General features: G+C 72.6%; 20 protein-coding genes and 1 pseudogene. 7 read left to right on the top strand and 14 right to left on the bottom strand.

Annotation, left to right across the window (positions count from 1 at the left end; genetic code table 11):
• Positions 1-15: 15 nt before the first annotated feature.
• Positions 16-342, top strand: coding sequence for a hypothetical protein (locus ACFYR0_RS02310; RefSeq protein ID WP_389320825.1), 327 nt, complete (start codon positions 16-18; stop codon positions 340-342).
• Between the two features lie 70 nt (positions 343-412).
• The gene (locus tag ACFYR0_RS02315) at positions 413-1,600 is read left to right on the top strand and encodes an exo-alpha-sialidase (protein ID WP_389320828.1); all 1,188 of its coding nucleotides are present in this window, start codon (positions 413-415) and stop codon (positions 1,598-1,600) included.
• Positions 1,601-1,666: 66 nt separating this feature from the next.
• Here ACFYR0_RS02315 and ACFYR0_RS02320 read toward each other — a convergent pair whose 3' ends face one another.
• The 7 genes and pseudogenes from ACFYR0_RS02320 to ACFYR0_RS02350 form a co-directional block, all read right to left on the bottom strand.
• A complete protein-coding gene (locus tag ACFYR0_RS02320) occupies positions 1,667-2,593 on the bottom strand; it encodes a dihydrodipicolinate synthase family protein (protein ID WP_389320830.1) in 927 nt (308 codons plus the stop codon).
• Positions 2,590-3,609 (bottom strand): oligopeptide/dipeptide ABC transporter ATP-binding protein, encoded by a 1,020-nt coding sequence (locus ACFYR0_RS02325; protein ID WP_389320833.1) that lies wholly within the window; start codon positions 3,607-3,609, stop codon positions 2,590-2,592. Before ACFYR0_RS02325 ends, ACFYR0_RS02320 begins: the two co-directional genes overlap by 4 nt.
• On the bottom strand, positions 3,609-5,666 hold the full coding sequence (locus tag ACFYR0_RS02330) for a dipeptide/oligopeptide/nickel ABC transporter permease/ATP-binding protein (RefSeq protein ID WP_389320835.1): 2,058 nt from the start codon (positions 5,664-5,666) through the stop codon (positions 3,609-3,611). Before ACFYR0_RS02330 ends, ACFYR0_RS02325 begins: the two co-directional genes overlap by 1 nt.
• Entirely contained in the window at positions 5,663-6,625 is a 963-nt protein-coding gene (locus tag ACFYR0_RS02335; RefSeq protein ID WP_389320837.1) for an ABC transporter permease, read from the bottom strand. The genes ACFYR0_RS02330 and ACFYR0_RS02335 overlap by 4 nt, the downstream gene beginning before the upstream one ends.
• A gap of 4 nt (positions 6,626-6,629) precedes the next feature.
• Positions 6,630-8,228, bottom strand: coding sequence for an ABC transporter substrate-binding protein (locus ACFYR0_RS02340; RefSeq protein WP_389320840.1), 1,599 nt, complete (start codon positions 8,226-8,228; stop codon positions 6,630-6,632).
• A gap of 137 nt (positions 8,229-8,365) precedes the next feature.
• The gene (bla, locus tag ACFYR0_RS02345; RefSeq protein WP_389321116.1) at positions 8,366-9,304 is read right to left on the bottom strand and encodes a class A beta-lactamase; all 939 of its coding nucleotides are present in this window, start codon (positions 9,302-9,304) and stop codon (positions 8,366-8,368) included.
• A gap of 86 nt (positions 9,305-9,390) precedes the next feature.
• A pseudogene (locus ACFYR0_RS02350) lies at positions 9,391-9,558 on the bottom strand (alpha/beta hydrolase); the annotation flags it as partial.
• A gap of 196 nt (positions 9,559-9,754) precedes the next feature.
• Here ACFYR0_RS02350 and ACFYR0_RS02355 point away from each other — a divergent pair.
• The 3 genes from ACFYR0_RS02355 to ACFYR0_RS02365 are packed head-to-tail and all read left to right on the top strand — an operon-like array spanning position 9,755 to position 12,008.
• Positions 9,755-10,360, top strand: coding sequence for a DUF1266 domain-containing protein (locus ACFYR0_RS02355; protein ID WP_389320842.1), 606 nt, complete (start codon positions 9,755-9,757; stop codon positions 10,358-10,360).
• 49 nt (positions 10,361-10,409) lie between these two features.
• Entirely contained in the window at positions 10,410-11,156 is a 747-nt protein-coding gene (recO, locus tag ACFYR0_RS02360; RefSeq protein ID WP_386378407.1) for a DNA repair protein RecO, read from the top strand.
• 18 nt (positions 11,157-11,174) lie between these two features.
• Positions 11,175-12,008, top strand: a complete 834-nt coding sequence (locus ACFYR0_RS02365; protein WP_389320846.1) for an isoprenyl transferase — start codon at positions 11,175-11,177, stop codon at positions 12,006-12,008.
• A 271-nt stretch (positions 12,009-12,279) separates the two neighbouring features.
• Here ACFYR0_RS02365 and ACFYR0_RS02370 read toward each other — a convergent pair whose 3' ends face one another.
• Genes ACFYR0_RS02370 through ACFYR0_RS02385 form a run of 4 tightly spaced genes read right to left on the bottom strand, consistent with a single transcriptional unit; the run spans position 12,280 to position 15,398 of the window.
• Positions 12,280-12,693, bottom strand: coding sequence for a Fur family transcriptional regulator (locus ACFYR0_RS02370; RefSeq protein ID WP_386378405.1), 414 nt, complete (start codon positions 12,691-12,693; stop codon positions 12,280-12,282).
• Positions 12,694-12,751: 58 nt separating this feature from the next.
• Positions 12,752-13,654 (bottom strand): metal ABC transporter permease, encoded by a 903-nt coding sequence (locus tag ACFYR0_RS02375; RefSeq protein WP_386378404.1) that lies wholly within the window; start codon positions 13,652-13,654, stop codon positions 12,752-12,754.
• Positions 13,654-14,421, bottom strand: a complete 768-nt coding sequence (locus tag ACFYR0_RS02380; RefSeq protein ID WP_389320850.1) for a metal ABC transporter ATP-binding protein — start codon at positions 14,419-14,421, stop codon at positions 13,654-13,656. The genes ACFYR0_RS02375 and ACFYR0_RS02380 overlap by 1 nt, the downstream gene beginning before the upstream one ends.
• A 17-nt stretch (positions 14,422-14,438) precedes the next feature.
• Positions 14,439-15,398 carry a metal ABC transporter substrate-binding protein gene (locus ACFYR0_RS02385; RefSeq protein WP_389320852.1) on the bottom strand — a complete coding sequence of 320 codons (960 nt, stop codon included), beginning with the start codon at positions 15,396-15,398 and terminating at the stop codon, positions 14,439-14,441.
• A gap of 216 nt (positions 15,399-15,614) precedes the next feature.
• Here ACFYR0_RS02385 and ACFYR0_RS02390 point away from each other — a divergent pair, with 216 nt between their 5' ends.
• The gene (locus ACFYR0_RS02390; protein WP_389320855.1) at positions 15,615-16,997 is read left to right on the top strand and encodes a glycine--tRNA ligase; all 1,383 of its coding nucleotides are present in this window, start codon (positions 15,615-15,617) and stop codon (positions 16,995-16,997) included.
• Between the two features lie 122 nt (positions 16,998-17,119).
• Here the strand turns inward: ACFYR0_RS02390 and ACFYR0_RS02395 are convergent, their stop codons facing one another.
• Complete coding sequence (locus ACFYR0_RS02395; protein WP_389320858.1) at positions 17,120-18,172, bottom strand: chitinase; 1,053 nt, start codon at positions 18,170-18,172, stop codon at positions 17,120-17,122.
• 147 nt (positions 18,173-18,319) lie between these two features.
• Between ACFYR0_RS02395 and ACFYR0_RS02400 the strand changes: the two genes are divergently transcribed.
• On the top strand, positions 18,320-18,496 hold the full coding sequence (locus ACFYR0_RS02400) for a hypothetical protein (protein ID WP_389320861.1): 177 nt from the start codon (positions 18,320-18,322) through the stop codon (positions 18,494-18,496).
• A gap of 10 nt (positions 18,497-18,506) precedes the next feature.
• Here ACFYR0_RS02400 and ACFYR0_RS02405 read toward each other — a convergent pair whose 3' ends face one another.
• A complete protein-coding gene (locus tag ACFYR0_RS02405; RefSeq protein WP_389320863.1) occupies positions 18,507-18,836 on the bottom strand; it encodes a hypothetical protein in 330 nt (109 codons plus the stop codon).
• Positions 18,833-19,300 (bottom strand): hypothetical protein, encoded by a 468-nt coding sequence (locus tag ACFYR0_RS02410; protein ID WP_389321119.1) that lies wholly within the window; start codon positions 19,298-19,300, stop codon positions 18,833-18,835. Before ACFYR0_RS02410 ends, ACFYR0_RS02405 begins: the two co-directional genes overlap by 4 nt.
• Between the last annotated feature and the right edge of the window lie 67 nt (positions 19,301-19,367).

Genomic DNA, 19,367 nt, shown 5'->3' on the forward strand with positions numbered 1-19,367 from the left:
GCGTCCGGACAAGCCGTGGACTCCTCCGTCGACCGGCCGGAGTCCGTCGCCCCGACGCGGATCCCGGCCGCCGCCTGCCCGGGGAGCTCCGGCCGGCCCCTCACCGTGATGACGCCGACCGGGCGCGCCGAGGCCACCGTCACCGCGATCCGGGCCACCGACGGCGTCACCCCGGGCCGCGCGGGCGAGGGCTGGACCGAGATCTCCGTCCTCGCCTCCGCGCCGCCGCAGACCCCCGCGGAGACCCGCACGGCCGAGACGCTGCGCGACCAGCTCGACGGCTCCCCGCAACTGGCCATCGTGGCGTACGAGTCGGGGCTGGTGACGCCGGGAGCGCCGTGACGGAGTAAATCCTACGATCTGTCAGGACTCGTGCGATCATCGGGATCTCCGCCACCCGTGAGGGAGAGGGATGACCCGTCTGAGCCGTACCCTCCTCGTCGCCTCCGTCCTTCTCGGCACGCTCTCGGTGCCGGTCTCCGCCTCCGCCGCGTCCGGCTGCACGGGGTCCGTCCCCTACGTGGCCGGGCAGGGCGGCTACGCCGCCTACCGCGTCCCGGCCGCCGTCACCACCGGCCTCGGCACGGTCCTCGCCTTCGCCGAGGGCCGCCGGGACGGGGCGGGCGACACCGGCACCATCGACGTGGTGCTGCGCCGCTCCGACGACGGCGGCTGCACCTGGGGCCCGCTCACGGTCGTGGCCGCCGGGGAGGGCGACACCCGGGGCAACCCGGCCCCCGTGTTCGACCCGTACACCGGCGCCGTCGTCCTCGTCACCTCGTACAACAGCGGGGCGGTGACCGAGGAGCAGATCATGCGCGGTGAGGTCACCGACGTCCAGAGCCGCCGGGTGTTCGTGCAGCGCAGCTGGGACGACGGCCGCAGCTTCGGCCCGCCGCGGGAGATCACCGCGCAGGTGAAGCCGCCCGGCTGGCGCTGGTACGCCACCGGCCCCGGACACGCCGTCGTGCTCACCCGGGGCCCGCACGCCGGCCGGCTGGTCGTCCCCGCCAACCACTCGGCCGCCCCGGCCCCGGGCTCCGGCGACACCGGCCAGGAGCCCCGCTACTACGGCGGCCACACCCTCTACAGCGACGACGGCGGCGTCACCTGGCGGCTCGGCCTCGTCGACGACACCTACGACGGTTTCGCCAACACCAACGAGACCAGCGCCACCCAACTGTCCGACGGCCGGGTCTACTTCTCCGCCCGCGACCAGCACGGCCCGTCCACCGGCAACCGGCTCGACAGCACGTCCGCCGACGGCGGCGAGAGCCTGGAGCGGCCCTACGCCGTCCAGCCCACGCTGAACGACGTGCCGGTGGTCCAGGCGAGCGTGCTGCAACTGGGCGATCCCGGCGCCCCGCTGCTGTTCTCCGGGCCCTCGGTGCCCACCGCCCGCCAGGCCCTGGCGCTGTGGCGCTCCACCGACGGCGGGCGCACCTTCGCCAAGGTGCTCACCCTGTCCGACCGCAGGGCCGCCTACTCCGACCTGGTCCGGATCGACGCGGGCACGGTCGGGGTGCTGTACGAGACGGGGACGGCGAGCGCCTACGAGACGATCGAGTTCCGCAGGCTCCCGGCCGAGCTGCTGTACTGAGGCCGCTCGGCCGGGCCGGGGCGGGCGGCCCGGCGGGCCGTGGCGAGGGGCCGCGGCGCCGGGGCCTCACAGCAGCCCGGCCCCGGCCAGCACCTTGCCCACCCGCTCGACCTCGCCCTCGGACAGCGGCACCTGGGGCGCGGCCGTCGCCGGGCAGTCGATGATGCCGCGCAGCCGCAGGGCCGCCTTGAACGCGCCCAGCGCCGAGGAGCCCGGCCCCATCCGGGCGGGGTCGCCGACGCCGGTCATGCGGAACAGGGTGCACAGCCGCTCCTGCTCCGAGCGGGCCCGCTCCCAGTCACCCGCCCGGCACAGCCGGTACAGCCGGACGTAGCCGTGCGGGTCGACGTTCGCCAGGCCCGGCACCGCCCCGTCGGCGCCCATCGCCAGGGCCGCGTCCATGACGACCTCCGACCCGGTGAGCACGGAGAAGCCGGGCAGGCCACGCGCCCCGGTGAGGACCTCGCGGAAGGCGCCCAGGTCGCCGCTGGAGTCCTTCAGCCCGGCCAGCACACCCTCCGCGGCCAGCTCCAGCACCACGTCGGCGGGCAGCTTGGAGTGCACCGCGGCCGGGATGTCGTAGGCCACGACGGGGACCGGGGAGGCGGCCGCCAGCAGACGGTAGTGGCGGGCGATCTCGGCCGGGTGGGTGCGGGCGTAGAACGGGGCGGTGACGACCACGCCGTTCGCGCCCGCCGCGGCGGCGGAGGCGACGTGCTCCGCCACCCGCGAGGTCGTCATGTCGATCGCGCCCGCCAGCACCGGCAGCCGCCCGCCAGCGTGGCCGACGGCGGTCTCCACCACCAGACGGCGCTGCCGGTCCGTCAGGAACGCGGCCTCCGAGGTCGATCCGAGCACGAACAGGCCGTGCACCCCGCCGGCCATCAGATGGTCGATCAGCCGACGCAGCGAGGGCACGTCCACCTCGCCCTCCGGGGTCAGGGGCGTGCAGACGGGCGGTACGACACCGGACAGCGGGGCGGGCAGGGTCATCGGGGCTCCCTGGGGCGGATCTGGGCGGCGAGATCGCGGGTCGACTCGTCCTCGTGCACGGGATGGTGGCACCGAAAGCGGTGTTCTGTCCCGGAAGCGCGGCAGAAGTCCGGCATGACCGTTCCGCACAGCTCGTCCGCCTTCCAGCAGCGGGTGCGGAACGGGCACCCGCTCGGCGGGCGGGTCGCCGACGGCACCGGGCCGCTCAGCGGGATCGGCTCGACCGGCGCCAGCAGACCGGGCGCGGCGGAGAACAGGGCACGCGTGTAGGGGTGCCGGGCGCGGTCGGCGACCAGGCCGACCGGGGCCTCCTCGACGATCCGGCCCAGATACATCGTGATCACCCGGTCGCTCATCCGCCGTACGGTCTGGATGTCGTGCGAGACGAACACCAGCGCCAGCCCCAGCCGTTCCTTCAGATCCAGCAGCAGATTCAGGATCTGCGCGCGCACCGACACGTCCAGCGCGCTCGTCGGCTCGTCCGCCACCACCAGGCCCGGATCCAGCGCCAGCGCCCGCGCGATGGCCACCCGCTGGCGCTGACCGCCCGACAGGCTCCCCGGCAGCGCGTCCGCCAGCGCGGGCGGCAGGCCCACCAGCGCCATCAGCTCCCGCACCCGCGCGTCCCGCCCGGCCGCGCCGCCGTACCCGTGCACGTCCAGCGGATCGCGCAGGATGCGCCGCACCGGCAGCCGCCGGTTCAGCGCGGTCGAGGGGTCCTGGAACACCATCCCGGCGGACCGCCCGACGGTCGCCCGGCGCTCCCCGGCGGGCATCGCCCACAGATCCCGGCCCCGGAAGGACACCGTGCCCGCGGCCGGCCGCTCCACCCCCACCAGCACCTTCGCCAACGTCGACTTCCCGCACCCCGACTCGCCCACCACCCCCACCGTCTCGCCCGGCGCGACCGCCAGACCCGCCCCGGTCAGGGCGTACACCCGGTCCCGGCGCAGCAGCCCGCCGCCGCGCGCCCGGTGCACCACGTGCACGTCGTTCACCTCGACCAGCGCGCTCATCAGGTCAGCGCCTCGCTCTCCACGGCCGTCGGGTCCACCACGGGGTGCCGGCAGGCGACCGTGTGCGCCGGGAGGCCCACCGGGAGCGGCACGGCCGCGCGGCACAGCTCGTCCGCCCGTCCGCACCGGTCGGCGAAGCGGCAGCCCGCGGGGAAGTCCGCCGGGGACGGCACGACACCCCGGATCTGGCTCAGCCGCTCCTCCGAGGACTCCAGCGACAGCACACTGCCGAGCAGTCCGCGGGTGTACGGGTGGGCCGGTGCCGCGACCAGCCCGGCCGTCACCCCCGACTCCACGATCTGCCCGCCGTACATCACCACGATCCGGTCGGTTACGTCCGCGACCAGCGCGAGATCGTGCGAGACGAGGACCAGGGCGAAGCCGAGTTCCTCGCGCAGCCGCAGCAGCAGCTTCATGACCTGCGCCTGCACCGTCACGTCCAGCGCGGTCGTCGGCTCGTCGGCGACGATCAGCCTCGGGTCGCGGGACAGCGCCATCGCGATCAGGACACGCTGGCGCTGGCCGCCGGACAGCTCGTGCGGATAGCTGCGCAGCGTGCGCACGGGGTCCAGGCCGACCAGCGACAGCAGTTCGGCCGGGCTTCTGCGGCCGCCCCGCCGGACCAGCTGCCGCAGCTGCGCCCGCACGGTCATCGCCGGGTTCAGCGAGGACAGCGCGTCCTGGTACACCATCGCCATGTCGTGGCCCAGCATCCGTCGCCGCGCCTTCGCCGGTACGGCGGTCAGGTCGCGGCCCAGGAAACGGATCCCGCCGCGCACCCGGGCGCCCTTCGGCGGCAGGCCCATCACGGTGAGCGCGGTCAGCGACTTGCCGCAGCCGGACTCGCCGACCAGCCCCAGCACCTCACCGGGGCGCACCTCGAAGCCGACCCCCGCGACGACGTCCACGCCGCGGTGCCGCCCCTCGAAGCCGACGTGGAGGTCCCGCACGGCCAGGACGGGATCGCCCCCGGGGAGCGGCCGGGCCCGGTCCCGCAGCCGGCGCGCGGCGGCCTCGAGGGCGGGGAGGGGGAGTAGTTCATCGGGACCGGCCGTCGGCTTCGGGCGCGCCCCGGTGTCCCCCGACCGCCCGAAGCCGTCGGCGTCCCCGGCGCCCTCGGCGTGCCCGTCCTTCCCGTCCTGCCCGGAGTCCCCGTCGTCCCCGGCAGCCGCCCCCCGGTCCGCCGCCGGGGCCGCCCACGCGTCCGACACCCCCTCCGACAGGACGTTCAGCGCCAGCACGGTCGCCAGCATCAGCAGGCCCGGGAAGACGGTGGCCCACCAGCCACCGGTCAGGACCATGTTCTTGCCGTCGGCGACGACGCTGCCCCAGGACGGGTCCGGGGGCCGCACCCCCGCGCCGACGAAGGACAGGGACGCCTCGAACACGATCGCCTCGGCGACCTGCACCGTGCAGAACACCAGGACGGGAGCCAGACAGTTGACGGCCACGTGCCGGACGACGATGTGCGGGGTGCGGGCGCCGATCACCCGCTCGGCCGTCACATAGTCCTCGCCGTACTGGTCGAGGACGTTGGCCCGCACGACCCGCGCCACCGGAGGTGTGAACAGGAACGCGATCGCGCAGATCAGTACGGTGATGCCGCCGCCGAACACCGCGACCAGGACCGCCGCCAGGGCGATCCCCGGGAACGCCATCACCACGTCCAGACAGCGCATCAGCGTCTCGTCCACGCCTCTGCGGGAGGTCGCGGCGACCGCGCCGAGCAGCGCGCCCGCGACCAGGGCCAGCAGGGTCGCGCCCAGCCCGATGGCCAGCGACCAGCGCGCCCCGTACATCAGCCGGCTCAGGATGTCCCGGCCCAGGCTGTCCTGGCCCATCCAGTGGGCGGCCGAGGGATGCCCGCTGCCGTCGGTCAGCGGCTGCTGGTCGAGCGGGTCGTACGGGGCGAGCAGCGGCGCGAACACCGTGCTCAGCGCGACGACGCCGAGCAGGCAGACGGCGGCCTTCGACGGCGCGGACAGCCGTTTCCAGGCGCGCGGCCGGACACCGCCCGGCCGGGTGAGCGCCTCGGTGAGGTTCTTGCGCGTGATCACGGTCCGGCGTCCCTCAGTCGCGGGTTGACCAGGAGGTAGAGGATGTCGATGACCAGGTTCACCACCACGAACCCGGCCGCGGTGGTCAGTACGACGCCCTGCACGACGGCCGGGTCGCCGTTCTTCACGGCGTCGATCATCAGCTTGCCCATGCCCGGCAGCGCGAAGATCGTCTCGATGACGACCGCGCCGCCCAGCAGATAGCCGACCCGCAGCCCGAGCACGGTCAGCGGGTTCACCAGGGCGTTGCGCAGCACGTTGCGGCCGACCACGACCCGGGGCGGCAGCCCGCTGCCGATCGCCGTGCGGACGTAGTCCCTGTCCAGCTCCTCCACCATCGAGGTGCGCACCACCCGGGTGAGCTGGGCGGCGACCGGCAGGGACAGGGCGAGCGCGGGCAGCGCCATGGTGCTCAGCCAGCCGGTGACCGAGTCGGCCGGGTTGATGTAGCCGCCGGTGGGGAACCAGCCCAGCTCCACCGCCAGGTACTGGATCATCAGCAGGGCCAGCCAGAAGCCGGGCGCGGCCACGCCGATCAGGGACACCGCCCGGACCAGATGGTCCGGCACCTGGTCCCGGTGGATCGCCGCGGCGACCCCGCCGAGCAGCGCCAGCACCATCGCGATGCCGAGGCCGAGGAAGGTCAGCTGGAGGGTGAGGGGCAGGGCGGTCGCTACCAGCTCCAGCACCGGTGCCCCGGTCAGCGCGCTGGTGCCCAGGTCGCCGTGCAGGAGGTCGTCGACGAAGTGGGCGTAGCGCACGGGCAGCGGGTCGAGCAGGCCGTGCTCCTCGCGGAAGGCGCGTAGTTGCCCGGGTGTCGGATTCGCGCCCTGGAAGAACGCGGAGGCCGGGTCGGTGTCCGAGAACCGCATCACCAGGAACACGAACAGCACGATGCCCAGCATCAGCGGCACCAGCAGGGCGAGTCGGCGGACCAGGATGCGTACGACGGCCGTCATGCCGTCAGATCCACTTCGCCCGGAGCAGGTTGACGCCCGGGTAGGGCTGGGCGCGCAGGCCGGTCAGCCGCCGGGGGTCCCACGCGGTCATCAGCTCGTTGTGGACGACCGGGTACAGCACCCCCTGTTCGGCGACGACGTCGATGCAGTCCTGGATCATCGCCTTCTTGCGCTCCGGATCGGGTTCGCGGGTGGCCCGGTCCATGTCCGCGAACAGGCCCCGCGCGACCGGGTCGCCGGCCCAGCGGGCGTAGCCCGTCCACAGGTTCCGCGGGCCGTGGTTGTAGTGCATGACCAGGTCGGCGTCGAGCCCGAACTGGCCGGGGTTGGAGGCCGCGGCGACCACCTGGTAGTCGCGCCTCTGGTCCAGCTTGGTGAACACGGCCGTCGTCTCCTGCGGCGACAGCGTCGTGCGCACCCCGATGGCGTCCCAGGACGCCTTGATCGTGGGCAGGCAGTCGACGACCCAGCTGACGTTCACCGACATGATGTCGACCTTCAGCCGCTTCACCCCGGCCGCCCTGAGCAGGGCGCGAGCCCGGTCGGGGTCGTGGGTGTAGACGGTGCGGGCCCGCCGGTACGCCGGATGTCCCTCGTCCAGGAACGACGAGGCCGGGGTGCCGTGTCCCCTCAGGGCGACCCGGACGAGTTTGTCGGTGTCGACGGCGTACCGCAGCGCCTGCCGCACCCGTACGTCGTCGAAGGGTTCGTGCCGGGTGTTGAACATCAGGAACAGGTTGTTCATCCCGGACCCGCCGGCCACCGACAGTCCGTCGTCGCGCAGCCGGCCGATGTCGGCGTAGGGGATGTTGTCCGCGATCTGCGCGCCCGCGCCGGACATCCGGGCCACGCGCGGGGCGGCGTCCACGATCGACAGCCAGTTCATCCTGCGGAACGCCGGCCGCAGCGGGCCGTTGTAGCCGGCGAACGCCTCGAAGGCGGTGTTCGACCTCGGATGGTGGGCCGTCTGCCGGTACGGCCCCGAGCCCACCGCCAGTCCCCTGATCGCCTCGTCCCAGGCGCCGGGCCGCCCGAACACGTGGCGGGGCATGACCTTGGCGAGGGTGAGCCGGGAAAGGCCCTCGGGGAAGGGGAACCTGAGTACCAGTTCGACACTGCGCGGCCCGGTCGCACGCACGCTCTCCAGCCAGGGCGCGAAGAAGCCCTTCACCAGGGTCTGGGTGCCCGGGTCCAGGACGCGGTCGAAGACGAACACCACGTCGTCCGCGGTGACGGGCCGTCCGTCGTGGAACACCGCACCGCGCCGCAGATCGAACCGCCACCGGGTGGCCCGGGGATCGGCGGGAAGCGCGACGGCGAGCGCGGGATAGGGCGCGCGGGACACCGGATCGGTGTCGACGAGCCCCTCGTAGAGATGGTTGTTCGCCGCCATGGAGAACGCGGACGCCGTCTGTGTCGGGTCCCAGCTGCCGTCGTTGCCGTACCCGATCACCGCCGTCAGCGTCGTCCCGCCCCCGCCCCCGCCCCCGCCGACGGCGATCGTCGACTCGGGACCGCACCCCGGCACCGCGGCGCCGACGCCGAGCGCACCGGCGAACGTCAGCAGTGACCGGCGGTGGGGCGCCGGAACACCAGGAGCCACGTCGGCCTCCTCCAGGGGGAGGTGAAGCGTCCGATCTTCTTCCGGTCCGTCATGTTACGTGCGCTTATGTCCCCTGTGCGGGACCGACGCCGACCCCTGTACGGCGTCGGTCCCACGCGTCCGGAGCCGTCAGGGGGTCAGGCGAGAGCCTCCGCCAGGAGTGAGGCCGTCTCCTTGATCAGGGCGTCGACGCGGGGTGCGTCCGGGGTGGGGCGGGTCGACTGGACGCTCAGGAGCAGGGGGACGCCACGGTCCGTCCAGGCGATGCCCACGTCGTTGTTGGTGCCGTACGAGCCGCCACCCGTCTTGTCGGCCACCCGCCAGGTGGTGGGCAGGCCGGCCCGCAGCCGGGTGGTGCTGGTCGTGTTGGACAGCAGCCAGCGGGTCAGCAGCTCGCGGTCCGGGGCGTTCAGGGCCCGGCCCAGGACGAGACGGGCGTAGGTGCGGCCGATCGCCCGCGGCGTCGTGACGTCGGTGCGCCGCCACGGCTCGGCCGTGTTCAGCTCGGGCTCCCAGCGGTCCAGCCGGGTCACCGGGTCGCCCAGCGAACGGGCGAACCGGGTGATCGCGGTGGGGCCGCCCAGTTCGCGCAGCAGCAGGTTGCCCGCCGTGTTGTCGCTGTGGGTGATCGCGACCTCGGCCAGCTCGGCGACCGTCATCCCGGTCTTCAGACGCGCCTCGGTGATGTCCGAGTTCTCGACGATGTCGTCCCGCGTGTAGTGGATGCGCCGGGCGAGGAACTCGCCGTCCCTGTCCAGGTCGCGCAGGACGGCCGCCGAGGCCAGCGTCTTGAACAGGGAGCAGACGGGGAACCGCTCGTCCTCGCGGTGGGCGACCGTGCGCCCGGTGAGGACGTTGCGGGCGTACACGCCGAGCCGGGCTCCGTGCGCCGCCTCCAGCTCGAGCAGCCGGGCGGTGACCGGGTCGGGGGCGGCCGGGCCCGAGGCGTGGGCCGCGGGGGCCGCCGCCAGCAGGGCCGTCGCGGTGACGGCACCGGTGGCGGCGAGGAGCGAACGCCGGGACGGGGAGGGTACGGACGATGAGATGACGACCTCCGGAACTCGGCGGAGGCGCACCGCCCAGGCGGTGGGCACCCCCGCGAACGGGATGATCTTCCACTCCCAGGGACGTCCGGGACTGCGGCCGTAGTTGCCCCGGACCGTCAGCGGCAGTACGGATCGCCGTCCCGGCGCTCGCCCGTGGCCAGGAAACGGGAGACCGCGGCGTCGCCGCAGGCGTTGCCGTCGGCCAGACGGGCGTCGTGGCCGGTGGAGTTCACCGTGACCGTCACGGCACGCCGGCCGAGCGCCTCACGCAGCTTGCGGGCACCGTTCGCGGACAGACCGACGATGCCGGCGATGCGGGTCGGCTTCTTCACGCTCCGAGCCTCGTGGATCACGCCCACCCGTCCCATCCGGTCAACGGCCCACCTCCCAGGGGGGTTTACCCCAGCACCCGCCTCGGGGCGTCCCCGGCGTCCGGGACGCCCCGAGGCCCGGGAACGGGGTGACGTAGGGTGCTGGGCCATGGGATTCCCGGATCTGCTGAGGTGGCGGCGCCGCGGGCCGAGGGCCGAGCGGCGGTTCCGCACGCCCCTCACCCGCCACCAGCTGTGGATGGTGGCCCTCGGCGCTCCCGCCGCCTGGGACGCGGGCCCCTCGCGCACGACCCTCTACCCCCTCGCCCGCCTCGACGACGACGGCGTCCGCCGGCGACTGGCCGAGGAGTGGGGCATCCGCGGCAGACAGGACCTCGTCGCCCGGCTCGACGGACTGTCCAGGACCGGGGACCGGGCCCGCGCGCAGCGGATGCTCGGCGTCGCCCCGCTCGCCTGGGACGCCGCGCAGTACGTCGAGATCTCCCGGCGCGCCTTCGCCGCGGGCCTGATCAGCGAGGCCGACGCCTGGACGGCGCTGAAGAACATCGTCCCGTCCGTCGCCCGCACCTACGCCTCCTGGCATGAGTACGGCGAGCACTACCTGCTCGGCCGCGGCCTGGGGCGGAGCGGGCTCCCGGACCTCGCCTTCCCCGGCGAGGACGAGGTGCGAGCCCTCCTCGACCCGGAGAACCGCGCGAGCCCCTGGAACGTCGTCCCCTGGGACACCATCTACGACCCGGACCGCCCCCGCTGACTTGGGGCCATCGGCCCTGGCGGCCGTCCGCATGCGGGAGAATGAGGGCATGAGTCTGTTCCGCGACGACGGCATCGTGCTGCGCACCCAGAAGCTGGGCGAGGCGGACCGGATCATCACCCTGCTCACCCGCGGCCACGGACGGGTGCGGGCCGTCGCCCGGGGCGTGCGGCGGACCAAGTCCAAGTTCGGCGCCCGGCTCGAACCGTTCTCGCACGTGGACGTGCAGTTCTTCGCACGCGGCAGCGAGCTGATCGGCCGCGGGCTGCCGCTGTGCACCCAGAGCGAGACCATCGCGCCGTACGGCGGCGGGATCGTCACCGACTACGCCCGCTACACCGCGGGCACCGCCATGCTGGAGACCGCCGAGCGGTTCACCGACCACGAGGGCGAGCCGGCCGTGCAGCAGTACCTGCTGCTGGTCGGGGCGCTGCGCACCCTGGCCCGGGGCGAGCACGCCCCGCACCTCGTCCTCGACGCCTTCCTGCTGCGCTCCCTCGCCGTCAACGGCTACGCACCGAGCTTCGGCGACTGCGCGAAGTGCGGGATGCCGGGTCCGAACCGTTTCTTCTCCGTGGCCTCGGGCGGCTCCGTGTGCGTCGACTGCCGGGTGCCCGGTAGCGTCGTCCCGTCGCCGCAGACGCTGGTGCTGCTCGGCGCACTGCTCACGGGAGACTGGGAGACCGCGGACGCCTGCGAACCGCGGTACGTCCGGGAGGGGAGCGGACTGGTCTCCGCCTATCTGCACTGGCACATGGAGCGCGGGCTGCGCTCCCTTCGGTACGTGGAAAAGTAAGAGAGAGACGAGAAGCACATGGTCGTACGCGGGTTCCTGGGGCGCCAGCGGCGCGAGTACAGGACGCCGGAGCCGCACCCGTCCGGCGCGCGGCCGCCGAAGCTGCCGGGCGAGCTGATCCCGAACCACGTGGCGATCGTGATGGACGGGAACGGCCGCTGGGCCAAGGAGCGCGGGCTGCCGCGCACCGAGGGCCACAAGGTCGGCGCGGAGCGGGTCCTCGACGTGCTCCAGGGCGCCATCGAGATGGGCGTCGGCGCGATCTCCCTGTACGCCTTCTCCACGGAGAACTGGAAGCGCTCGCCCGACGAGGTGCGCTTCCTGATGAACTTCAACCGCGACTTCATCCGCAAGACCCGCGACCAGCTCGACGAGCTGGGCATCCGGGTGCGCTGGGTGGGCCGGATGCCCAAGCTGTGGAAGTCGGTCGCCAAGGAGCTCCAGATCGCCCAGGAGCAGACCAAGGACAACGACCGGCTCACGCTGTACTTCTGCATGAACTACGGCGGCCGCGCGGAGATCGCCGACGCCGCGCAGGCGCTCGCCGAGGACGTGAAGGCGGGCCGCCTCGACCCGTCGAAGGTCAACGAGAAGACCCTGTCCAAGTACATGTACTACCCGGACATGCCGGACGTGGACCTCTTCCTGCGGCCGAGCGGCGAGCAGCGCACCTCCAACTACCTGCTGTGGCAGAGCGCCTACGCGGAGATGGTCTTCCAGGACGTGCTGTGGCCGGACTTCGACCGGCGTGACCTGTGGCGGGCCTGTCTGGAGTTCGCCTCCCGCGACCGACGCTTCGGCGGCGCCATCCCGAACGAGGAACTGGCCGCCATGGAGGGCAGGCTCCCGTAGCGCGCGCACCCTACGGGAGTGCGGGGTGGTGACCTCCGGCCGCCGGGTGCGGGTGCTGGGTGGCTGGTCGCGCAGTTCCCCGCGCCCCTGAAGGGGCGCGGGCGCGAGCAACCACGGTGTACCCGTACTCCTGTGAGGCGCCTTGGTACGACGCCCTGAGGGGCGCGGGGCTGTGTCGATGTGCGGCTCCGCCGCGTGGGCGCGAGCAACCACGGGATACCCGCACTCGGCAGCCGGTGGTCACCACCCCGTACAGCCCCGTCGCCGCAGCTCAGCCGCGCGCAGCGCACTCCGCACAGGTGCCGAAGATCTCCACCGTGTGCGCCACGTTCACGAAGCCGTGCTCCGCGGCGATGGCCTCCGCCCAGGACTCCACCGCCGGGCCCTCGACCTCCACGGCCTTGCCGCAGGACCGGCACACCAGGTGATGGTGGTGCTCACCCGTCGAGCAGCGGCGGTAGACGGACTCGCCGTCGGAGGTGCGCAGGACGTCGACCTCGCCGGCGTCGGCGAGGGACTGAAGGGTCCGGTAGACCGTGGTCAGGCCCACCGAGTCGCCCTTGTGCTTGAGCATGTCGTGCAGTTCCTGCGCGCTGCGGAACTCGTCGACCTCGTCGAGGGCGGCCGCCACCGCGGCTCGCTGGCGGGTGGAACGGCCCTTGACGGGCGGTCCAGCGGTCGTCACCGGTTGCCTCCTCACGTCTCGCCTGCCGGGCCATTGTGCCAGCCCGGGTGGAAGGCGGTCAGACGCCGACTTCCCGCTCCGGGCCGCGTCCGGCCGGGATCGCGCACTCTGCGGGGTCCCCGGCCGGATGCGCCGCGGCCGCAGCCCGCGCCCTGCGCCTGGCCAGCGGGGCGGCCAGCGCGGTCAGCGTGACGAACGCGGCGATGGCCAGCAGCACGATCGTCGCGCCGGGCGGTACGTCCTGGTAGTACGAGGTGATCGTGCCGCCCAGGGTCACCCCGACGCCGATGGTCACGGCGAGGGCGAAGGTGGCGGCGAAACTGCGGCTGATCTGCTGGGCGGCGGCCACCGGGACCACCATCAGCGCGGACACCAGCAGCAGGCCCACCACGCGCATGGCGACGGTGACGGTGACCGCGGCGGTGACGGCGACGAGCAGGTTCAGCGCGCGCACCGGCAGCCCGGTGACCCGGGCGAACTCCTCGTCCTGGCTGACCGCGAACAGCTGGCGGCGCAGCAGCAGCGTGGTGAGGATCACGAACCCGGCCAGGACGCAGATGGCGGTCACGTCGGACTCGGACACCGTGGACAGCGAGCCGAACAGGAACGACATCAGGTTGGCGTTGGCGCCGCCGGGCGCGAGGTTGATCAGCATCACGCCGCCGGCCATGCCGCCGTAGAAGAGCATGGCGAGGGCGATGTCGCCGCGGGTCCTGCCGTACCAGCGGATCAGCTCCATCAGGACCGCGCCCGCGACGGAGACCAGGGTGGCCATCCACACCGGGGACCAGGAGAGCATGAAGCCGAGGCCGACACCGGTCATGGCGACATGGCCGATGCCGTCGCCCATCAGGGCCTGGCGGCGCTGGACGAGGTAGATGCCGATCGCGGGGGCGGTGATGCCGACGAGGACGGCGGCGAGCAGGGCCCGCTGCATGAAGGCGTAGTTCAGGAATTCCATCAGCTCAGCAGTCCCGTCCGGATCGGTTCGGCGTCGTGAGCCGCGTGCGGGTGAACATGGTCGTGGCCGGGCAGCGCGTGCTGGCCGACGGCCTCCGGCGGCGGGCCGTCGTGCAGGACACAGCCGTCGCGCAGGACGACCGCCCGGTCGATCAGGGGCTCCAGCGGGCCCAGTTCGTGCAGCACGAGCAGCACGGTGGCGCCTGCGGCGACCTGGGTGCGCAGGGTCTCGGCGAGCACCTCCTGGCTGGCGAGGTCGACGCCCGCCATGGGCTCGTCCATGATCAGCAGCTCGGGCTCTGAGGCCAGCGCGCGGGCGATCAGCACCCGCTGGTGCTGGCCCCCGGACAGGGCCTCCACCGGGTCCTTGGCCCGGTCGGCCATGCCGACCAGCTCCAGGGCCCGTCGTACGGCCGCGTGGTCCGCCCTGCGCAGGACGCCGAGACGGGCGCGGGAGAGCCGGCCCGCCGAGACGACCTCGGTGACGGTGGCGGGCACGCCGCCCGCGGCGGTGGTGCGCTGCGGTACGTAGCCCACACGGGCCCAGTCGCGGAAGCGGCGGCGCGGGGTGCCGAAGAGTTCGATCTCCCCGGCGGACACCGGGACCTGGCCGATGACGCTGCGGACCGCGGTCGACTTGCCGGAGCCGTTCGCGCCGAGCAGCGCGACGACCTCGCCGCGGCGGACGGTGAGGTCGATGCCGCGCAGCACGGTGCGGGAACCCAGCTCGGCGCGCACGCCGCGCAGGGAGATGACGGGCTCGCCCATGGCGTCCTCCGTGACGGTCATTTCGTGCCCAGGGCGGTCTGGAGGGCCTTGAGGTTGGCCCGCATGACCTGGAGGTAGTCGTCGCCGCGGGACCTGTCCGTGATGCCCTCGAGCGGATCGAGGACGTCGGTGCGCAGTCCGGCGTCGGAGGCGAGGGTCTTCGCGGTCTTGTCGGAGACGAGGGTCTCGTAGAAGACGGTGGTGACGCCGTCGGCCTCGGCCTCCTCCTGGAGTTCCCTGATCCGGGCGGGGCTGGGCTCGCTCTCCGGGTCGAGGCCGGAGATGGCCTCCTGGGTCAGGCCGTAGCGCTCGGCGAGGTAGCCGAAGGCGGTGTGGTTGGTGAAGAACGTCTTGGTCTTCGTGTCCTTCAGGCCCTGCGCGAAGGCGGTGTCGAGGCCGCCGAGCTCCTCGACCAGGGCGGCGGTGTTCTTCCGGTAGTCGGCGGCGTGCTCCGGGTCGGCCTTCTCGAAGGCCTTGCCGACGCCCTCGGCGATCTCGGCGTACCGGACCGGGTCGAGCCAGACGTGCGGGTCGAGGTGGGCGCCTTCCTCGGAGCCCTCCTCTGCGGAGCCGCCGTGGTCGTGGCCGTCCTCGACGCCGAGGTCCTCGAGGTGCGTGAGCTTCGCCGCGTCGATCTTCGTGCCGGCCGAGGACTGCCCGACCGCGTCGTCCACGGCGGGCTGGAGGCCGGCGAGATAGAGGACGGCGTCGGACTCCTGGAGCTGCGCGGTCTGTCGGGCGCTGATCTCCAGGTCGTGCGGCTCCTGGCCGGGCTCGGTGAGGGTGGTGACGCTGACGTGCGCCCCGCCGATCCGCTCGGCGAGGAACTCCATCGGATAGAAGGACGCCACGACATCGAACTTGTCCGTGTCGCCCGCGGCCGCGCCGGCGGTGGAGCAGGCGGACAGGGTGCCCATGCCGAGCAGGCCGGCCGCGGCGAGCGCGAGCCCGGATATGTGATGTCGTCGTACGTTCATGACACTCATTTTCAGCAATGATGGAAACCATTGTCAACAAGCCTGCGGAACGGCCCGGAGGCCGGACCGATTTGGTCGAGGGGCAGGCAACGCCGGTAACCTGAAGCATTCGCTGGAAGCGACCTCGCTTCGCCCGCCCGTCTCCCGACCACCCCCCTCATCGAGGCGCTACGCGCCGCACCCGTCAGCATTCGTCGTCGTAATGAAGAGAGCACCGTGGCCGCCGACAAGATCGACACCATCGTCAGCCTGAGCAAGCGCCGTGGCTTCGTTTTCCCTTGCAGTGAGATCTACGGCGGTCAGCGTGCCGCCTGGGACTACGGGCCGCTGGGTGTCGAGCTCAAGGAGAACATCAAGCGCCAGTGGTGGCGCTACATGGTGACCTCGCGCGAGGACGTCGTCGGTATCGACTCCTCCGTGATCCTCGCCCCCGAGGTCTGGGTCGCCTCCGGTCACGTCGCCACGTTCACCGACCCGCTCACCGAGTGCACCTCCTGTCACAAGCGGTTCCGCGCGGACCACCTGGAGGAGGCTTTCGAGGAGAAGAAGGGCCGCACCCCCGAGAACGGCCTGGCCGACATCAACTGCCCCAACTGCGGCACCAAGGGCCAGTTCACCGAGCCCAAGCAGTTCTCCGGCCTGCTCTCCACGCACCTCGGCCCGACCCAGGACTCCGGCTCGGTCGCCTACCTGCGTCCCGAGACCGCCCAGGGCATCTTCACCAACTTCGCCCAGGTGCAGACCACCTCGCGCCGCAAGCCGCCGTTCGGCATCGCGCAGATGGGCAAGTCCTTCCGCAACGAGATCACGCCCGGCAACTTCATCTTCCGCACCCGCGAGTTCGAGCAGATGGAGATGGAGTTCTTCGTCAAGCCGGGCGAGGACGAGAAGTGGCAGGAGTACTGGATGGAGCAGCGCTGGAACTGGTACACCGGCCTGGGCCTGCGTGAAGAGAACATGCGCTGGTACGACCACCCGCAGGAGAAGCTCTCCCACTACTCCAAGCGCACCGCCGACATCGAGTACCGCTTCCAGTTCGGCGGCTCCGAGTGGGGCGAGCTGGAGGGTGTCGCCAACCGCACCGACTACGACCTCGGCGCGCACTCCAAGGCCTCCGGCCAGGACCTGTCCTACTTCGACCAGGAGGCCGGCGAGCGCTGGACTCCGTACGTCATCGAGCCCGCGGCCGGTGTCGGCCGCACCATGCTCGCCTTCCTGCTGGACGCCTACGTCGAGGACGAGGCGCCCAACGCCAAGGGCAAGATGGAGAAGCGGACCGTGCTCCGCCTCGACCACCGCCTCGCCCCGGTGAAGGTCGCGGTGCTCCCGCTGTCCCGCAACCCCGAGCTGTCCCCGAAGGCCAAGGGGCTCGCCCAGGCGCTGCGCCAGCACTGGAACATCGAGTTCGACGACGCCGGTGCGATCGGGCGGCGCTACCGCCGTCAGGACGAGATCGGTACGCCGTTCTGTGTCACGGTCGACTTCGACACGCTCGACGACAACGCGGTGACCGTGCGTGAGCGCGACACGATGAAGCAGGAGCGCGTGTCGCTGGACCAGATCGAGGGCTACCTCGCCTCGCGTCTTCTGGGTTGCTGACCGGCCTTCTTGCCGAGGTGCCAGGGGGCTCCGCCCCCTGGACCCCCGGGTGTTCGCCCACCCTCCCGCCCGTGACCGCGGGGCGGGAGGGTGGGCTCTCCCTTGTCCGGGGGCCTGCCCGGTCAACGGCCCTGGAGCGCCCTGACGTTGTCGCCGAAGGTCCAGTTCCTCGAGCCGTCCCAGTTGACCGACCACGTCATCAGGCCCTTGAGGGACGTGCCGTAGTGCCGCCAGGCCTGGGCGACCAGGCTCGGTGACATGTGGCCGCCGCCCGCGCCGGGCTGGGCGGGCAGGCCCGGGACCTGCTTGTCGTAGGGCACCCTCACGGTCGTGCCCTGGATCACGAGGCCCTTGTTCAGGCAGTCGGTCTGCGCGGTGAAGCCCTGGACGGTGCCGGCCGCGTAGGAGTCGCCGGAGCAGCCGTACATGCTGCCGTTGTAGTACTGCATGTTCAGCCACCACAGGCGGCCGTTGTCCGCGTACTTCTTGATGACGGGCAGGTACGCGCCCCAGATCGAGCCGTAGACGATGCTGCCGCCGGTGACGTAGGCGGTCTCCGGGGCCATGGTCAGGCCGAAGCCGGCGGGCATCTGGGCGAGGACGCCGTCGATGATGCGGATCAGGTTGGCCTGTGAGGGGGAGAGCCGGCTGATGTCGCCGCTGCCCACCAGGCCCGTCTCGATGTCGATGTCGATGCCGTCGAAGTTGTAGCGCTTCAGGATCGGCACGATCGTCGCCACGAAGCGGTCGGCGACGGTGGCCGAGCTGAGGTCGATGCCCGCCGTCGCGCCGCCGATGGACAGCAGGATCGTCTGGCCGGAGGCCTTCGCGGCGCACATCTCGGCGGGCGTGGCCACCTTCACGCCGGTGTCCATGCCGTCCTCCCACAGCGCTGTGCCGTCCGAGCGGATGACCGGGAAGGCCGCGTTGATCACGTTGTAGCCGTGGGCGCGGATGCGGGAGTCGGTGATCGGGGTCCAGCCGAAGGGCGGATGAACCCCGTTGGCGGCGCCGTCCCAGTTCTCCCAGTAGCCCTGGAGCACCTTGCCCGTGGGCCGTGGCTTCACCGCGCAGGTGTCGGCGGCGGAGGCGGCGGGCGCGGTGGCGATCGCGAGCGGGGCGAGGACGGCGGTGGTGAGGGCACAGGTCAGCAGGCGCAGGGCACGGCGGAGCATCGGGCCTCCCGGTGGGGGTCGGTGAGGTGGCGCTGACATGACAGTGCTCTTGGTCCAGACCTTTCGTCAAGAGGTCTGGACCAATCATCTCTCCAGGGTGGTGACCGACATGTATGGGCCGACAGATACTGAAATCTGTCGGCTGTCATGCGGCGGTACGCCGACGGCGTGTTCGCCGCCGGCCCGGAGGCCGCCGCCGGGGCCGTCTTCCAGGCCACCGGCCGCTTCCGCGACCCCGGTTACCACGAGGAGTGGGAACAGCCCGGCGCCGAGGCCGAGTTCACCGCGGTCGTCGACCTGCCGCTGCGCGGGCTGCGGCCCTGAGGGCCTGAGGTCACAGCGCCGACAGCGCGGCGTACGGCACGAACAGCGCCGGAAGCGTCACCAGCCAGGGCGTCAGCGGCCGCTCCCGGCGCAGCGGCCCGAGCACGTCGGCGAGCAGCACCAGCGCCAGCACGAGCAGGCCGCCCCCGACCAGGCCGAACAGCACGAAGCCGCTGCTCTCGATCTGGTCGTAGGTGCAGTGATCCAGGTCGGGCCGGCGCAGGTCGTCCTGCCCGCAGTGGCCGTGTGCCAGGTACCAGCGGGCGCTCAGCAGCGGGACCAGGGCCGGGACGCCCAGCAGCAGGTTCACCAGCAGGGGCAGCGGGTAGCGCCGGATCACCGCCGTGCCTCCCGGCGGGCGCGCGGCTCCGTGGCGTACCCCGCCCCGATCGCGAGCAGCGCCGCCGTCAGGCCGAGACCGGCGGCGGTGGGGTTCATCCACGCGTACGACGGCTCGGCGGAGTAGGTGCCGCCGTCGGCGCGGACGCAGTCGAAGGCCAGTGGCAGATAGGACGCCCGGTGGTGGGACAGGCCCGCGACGGTCTCCGGCGGGAAGTCGTCGCGGCAGGCCGGGGCCGGGACGGAGTCGGCACCGTTGCCGAAGCCGTGCTCGGCGGCCCCCACCGAGGCCAGCCCCCAGAAGTAGACGGCGGCGGCCCCGGCGGCCGCCAGCCACGCGGCCCGTCGGGCCAGCAGCGGGCGCCAGGGCCCGGGACGGCCCGGCAGGACCGCGGTGAGAACGCCGACCGAGGCGAGGACGATGCCGAGGGCGGCGGCGAGGAAGGCCGGAAGGGCCAGCAGCATGATCACGGCCGATGCCCCCTGCCGGGCCGCGGACGATCGAGGGGATGGGCGCGCATCGGCCCAGCTC

The organism is Streptomyces sp. NPDC005017, assembly GCF_042873115.1.
Lineage (GTDB): Bacteria > Actinomycetota > Actinomycetes > Streptomycetales > Streptomycetaceae > Streptomyces.

Bases quoted from the DNA above. Each gene is read 5' to 3' on its own strand.
- ACFYR0_RS02315 (WP_389320828.1), top strand. From the start codon at position 413: ATGACCCGTCTGAGCCGTACCCTCCTCGTCGCCTCCGTCCTTCTCGGC.
- ACFYR0_RS02320 (WP_389320830.1), bottom strand. From the start codon at position 2,593: ATGACCCTGCCCGCCCCGCTGTCCGGTGTCGTACCGCCCGTCTGCACG.
- ACFYR0_RS02325 (WP_389320833.1), bottom strand. From the start codon at position 3,609: ATGAGCGCGCTGGTCGAGGTGAACGACGTGCACGTGGTGCACCGGGCG.
- ACFYR0_RS02335 (WP_389320837.1), bottom strand. From the start codon at position 6,625: ATGACGGCCGTCGTACGCATCCTGGTCCGCCGACTCGCCCTGCTGGTG.
- ACFYR0_RS02355 (WP_389320842.1), top strand. From the start codon at position 9,755: ATGGGATTCCCGGATCTGCTGAGGTGGCGGCGCCGCGGGCCGAGGGCC.
- recO (WP_386378407.1), top strand. From the start codon at position 10,410: ATGAGTCTGTTCCGCGACGACGGCATCGTGCTGCGCACCCAGAAGCTG.
- ACFYR0_RS02365 (WP_389320846.1), top strand. From the start codon at position 11,175: ATGGTCGTACGCGGGTTCCTGGGGCGCCAGCGGCGCGAGTACAGGACG.
- ACFYR0_RS02375 (WP_386378404.1), bottom strand. From the start codon at position 13,654: ATGGAATTCCTGAACTACGCCTTCATGCAGCGGGCCCTGCTCGCCGCC.
- ACFYR0_RS02380 (WP_389320850.1), bottom strand. From the start codon at position 14,421: ATGGGCGAGCCCGTCATCTCCCTGCGCGGCGTGCGCGCCGAGCTGGGT.
- ACFYR0_RS02385 (WP_389320852.1), bottom strand. From the start codon at position 15,398: ATGAACGTACGACGACATCACATATCCGGGCTCGCGCTCGCCGCGGCC.
- ACFYR0_RS02395 (WP_389320858.1), bottom strand. From the start codon at position 18,172: ATGCTCCGCCGTGCCCTGCGCCTGCTGACCTGTGCCCTCACCACCGCC.
- ACFYR0_RS02400 (WP_389320861.1), top strand. From the start codon at position 18,320: ATGCGGCGGTACGCCGACGGCGTGTTCGCCGCCGGCCCGGAGGCCGCC.
- ACFYR0_RS02410 (WP_389321119.1), bottom strand. From the start codon at position 19,300: ATGCTGCTGGCCCTTCCGGCCTTCCTCGCCGCCGCCCTCGGCATCGTC.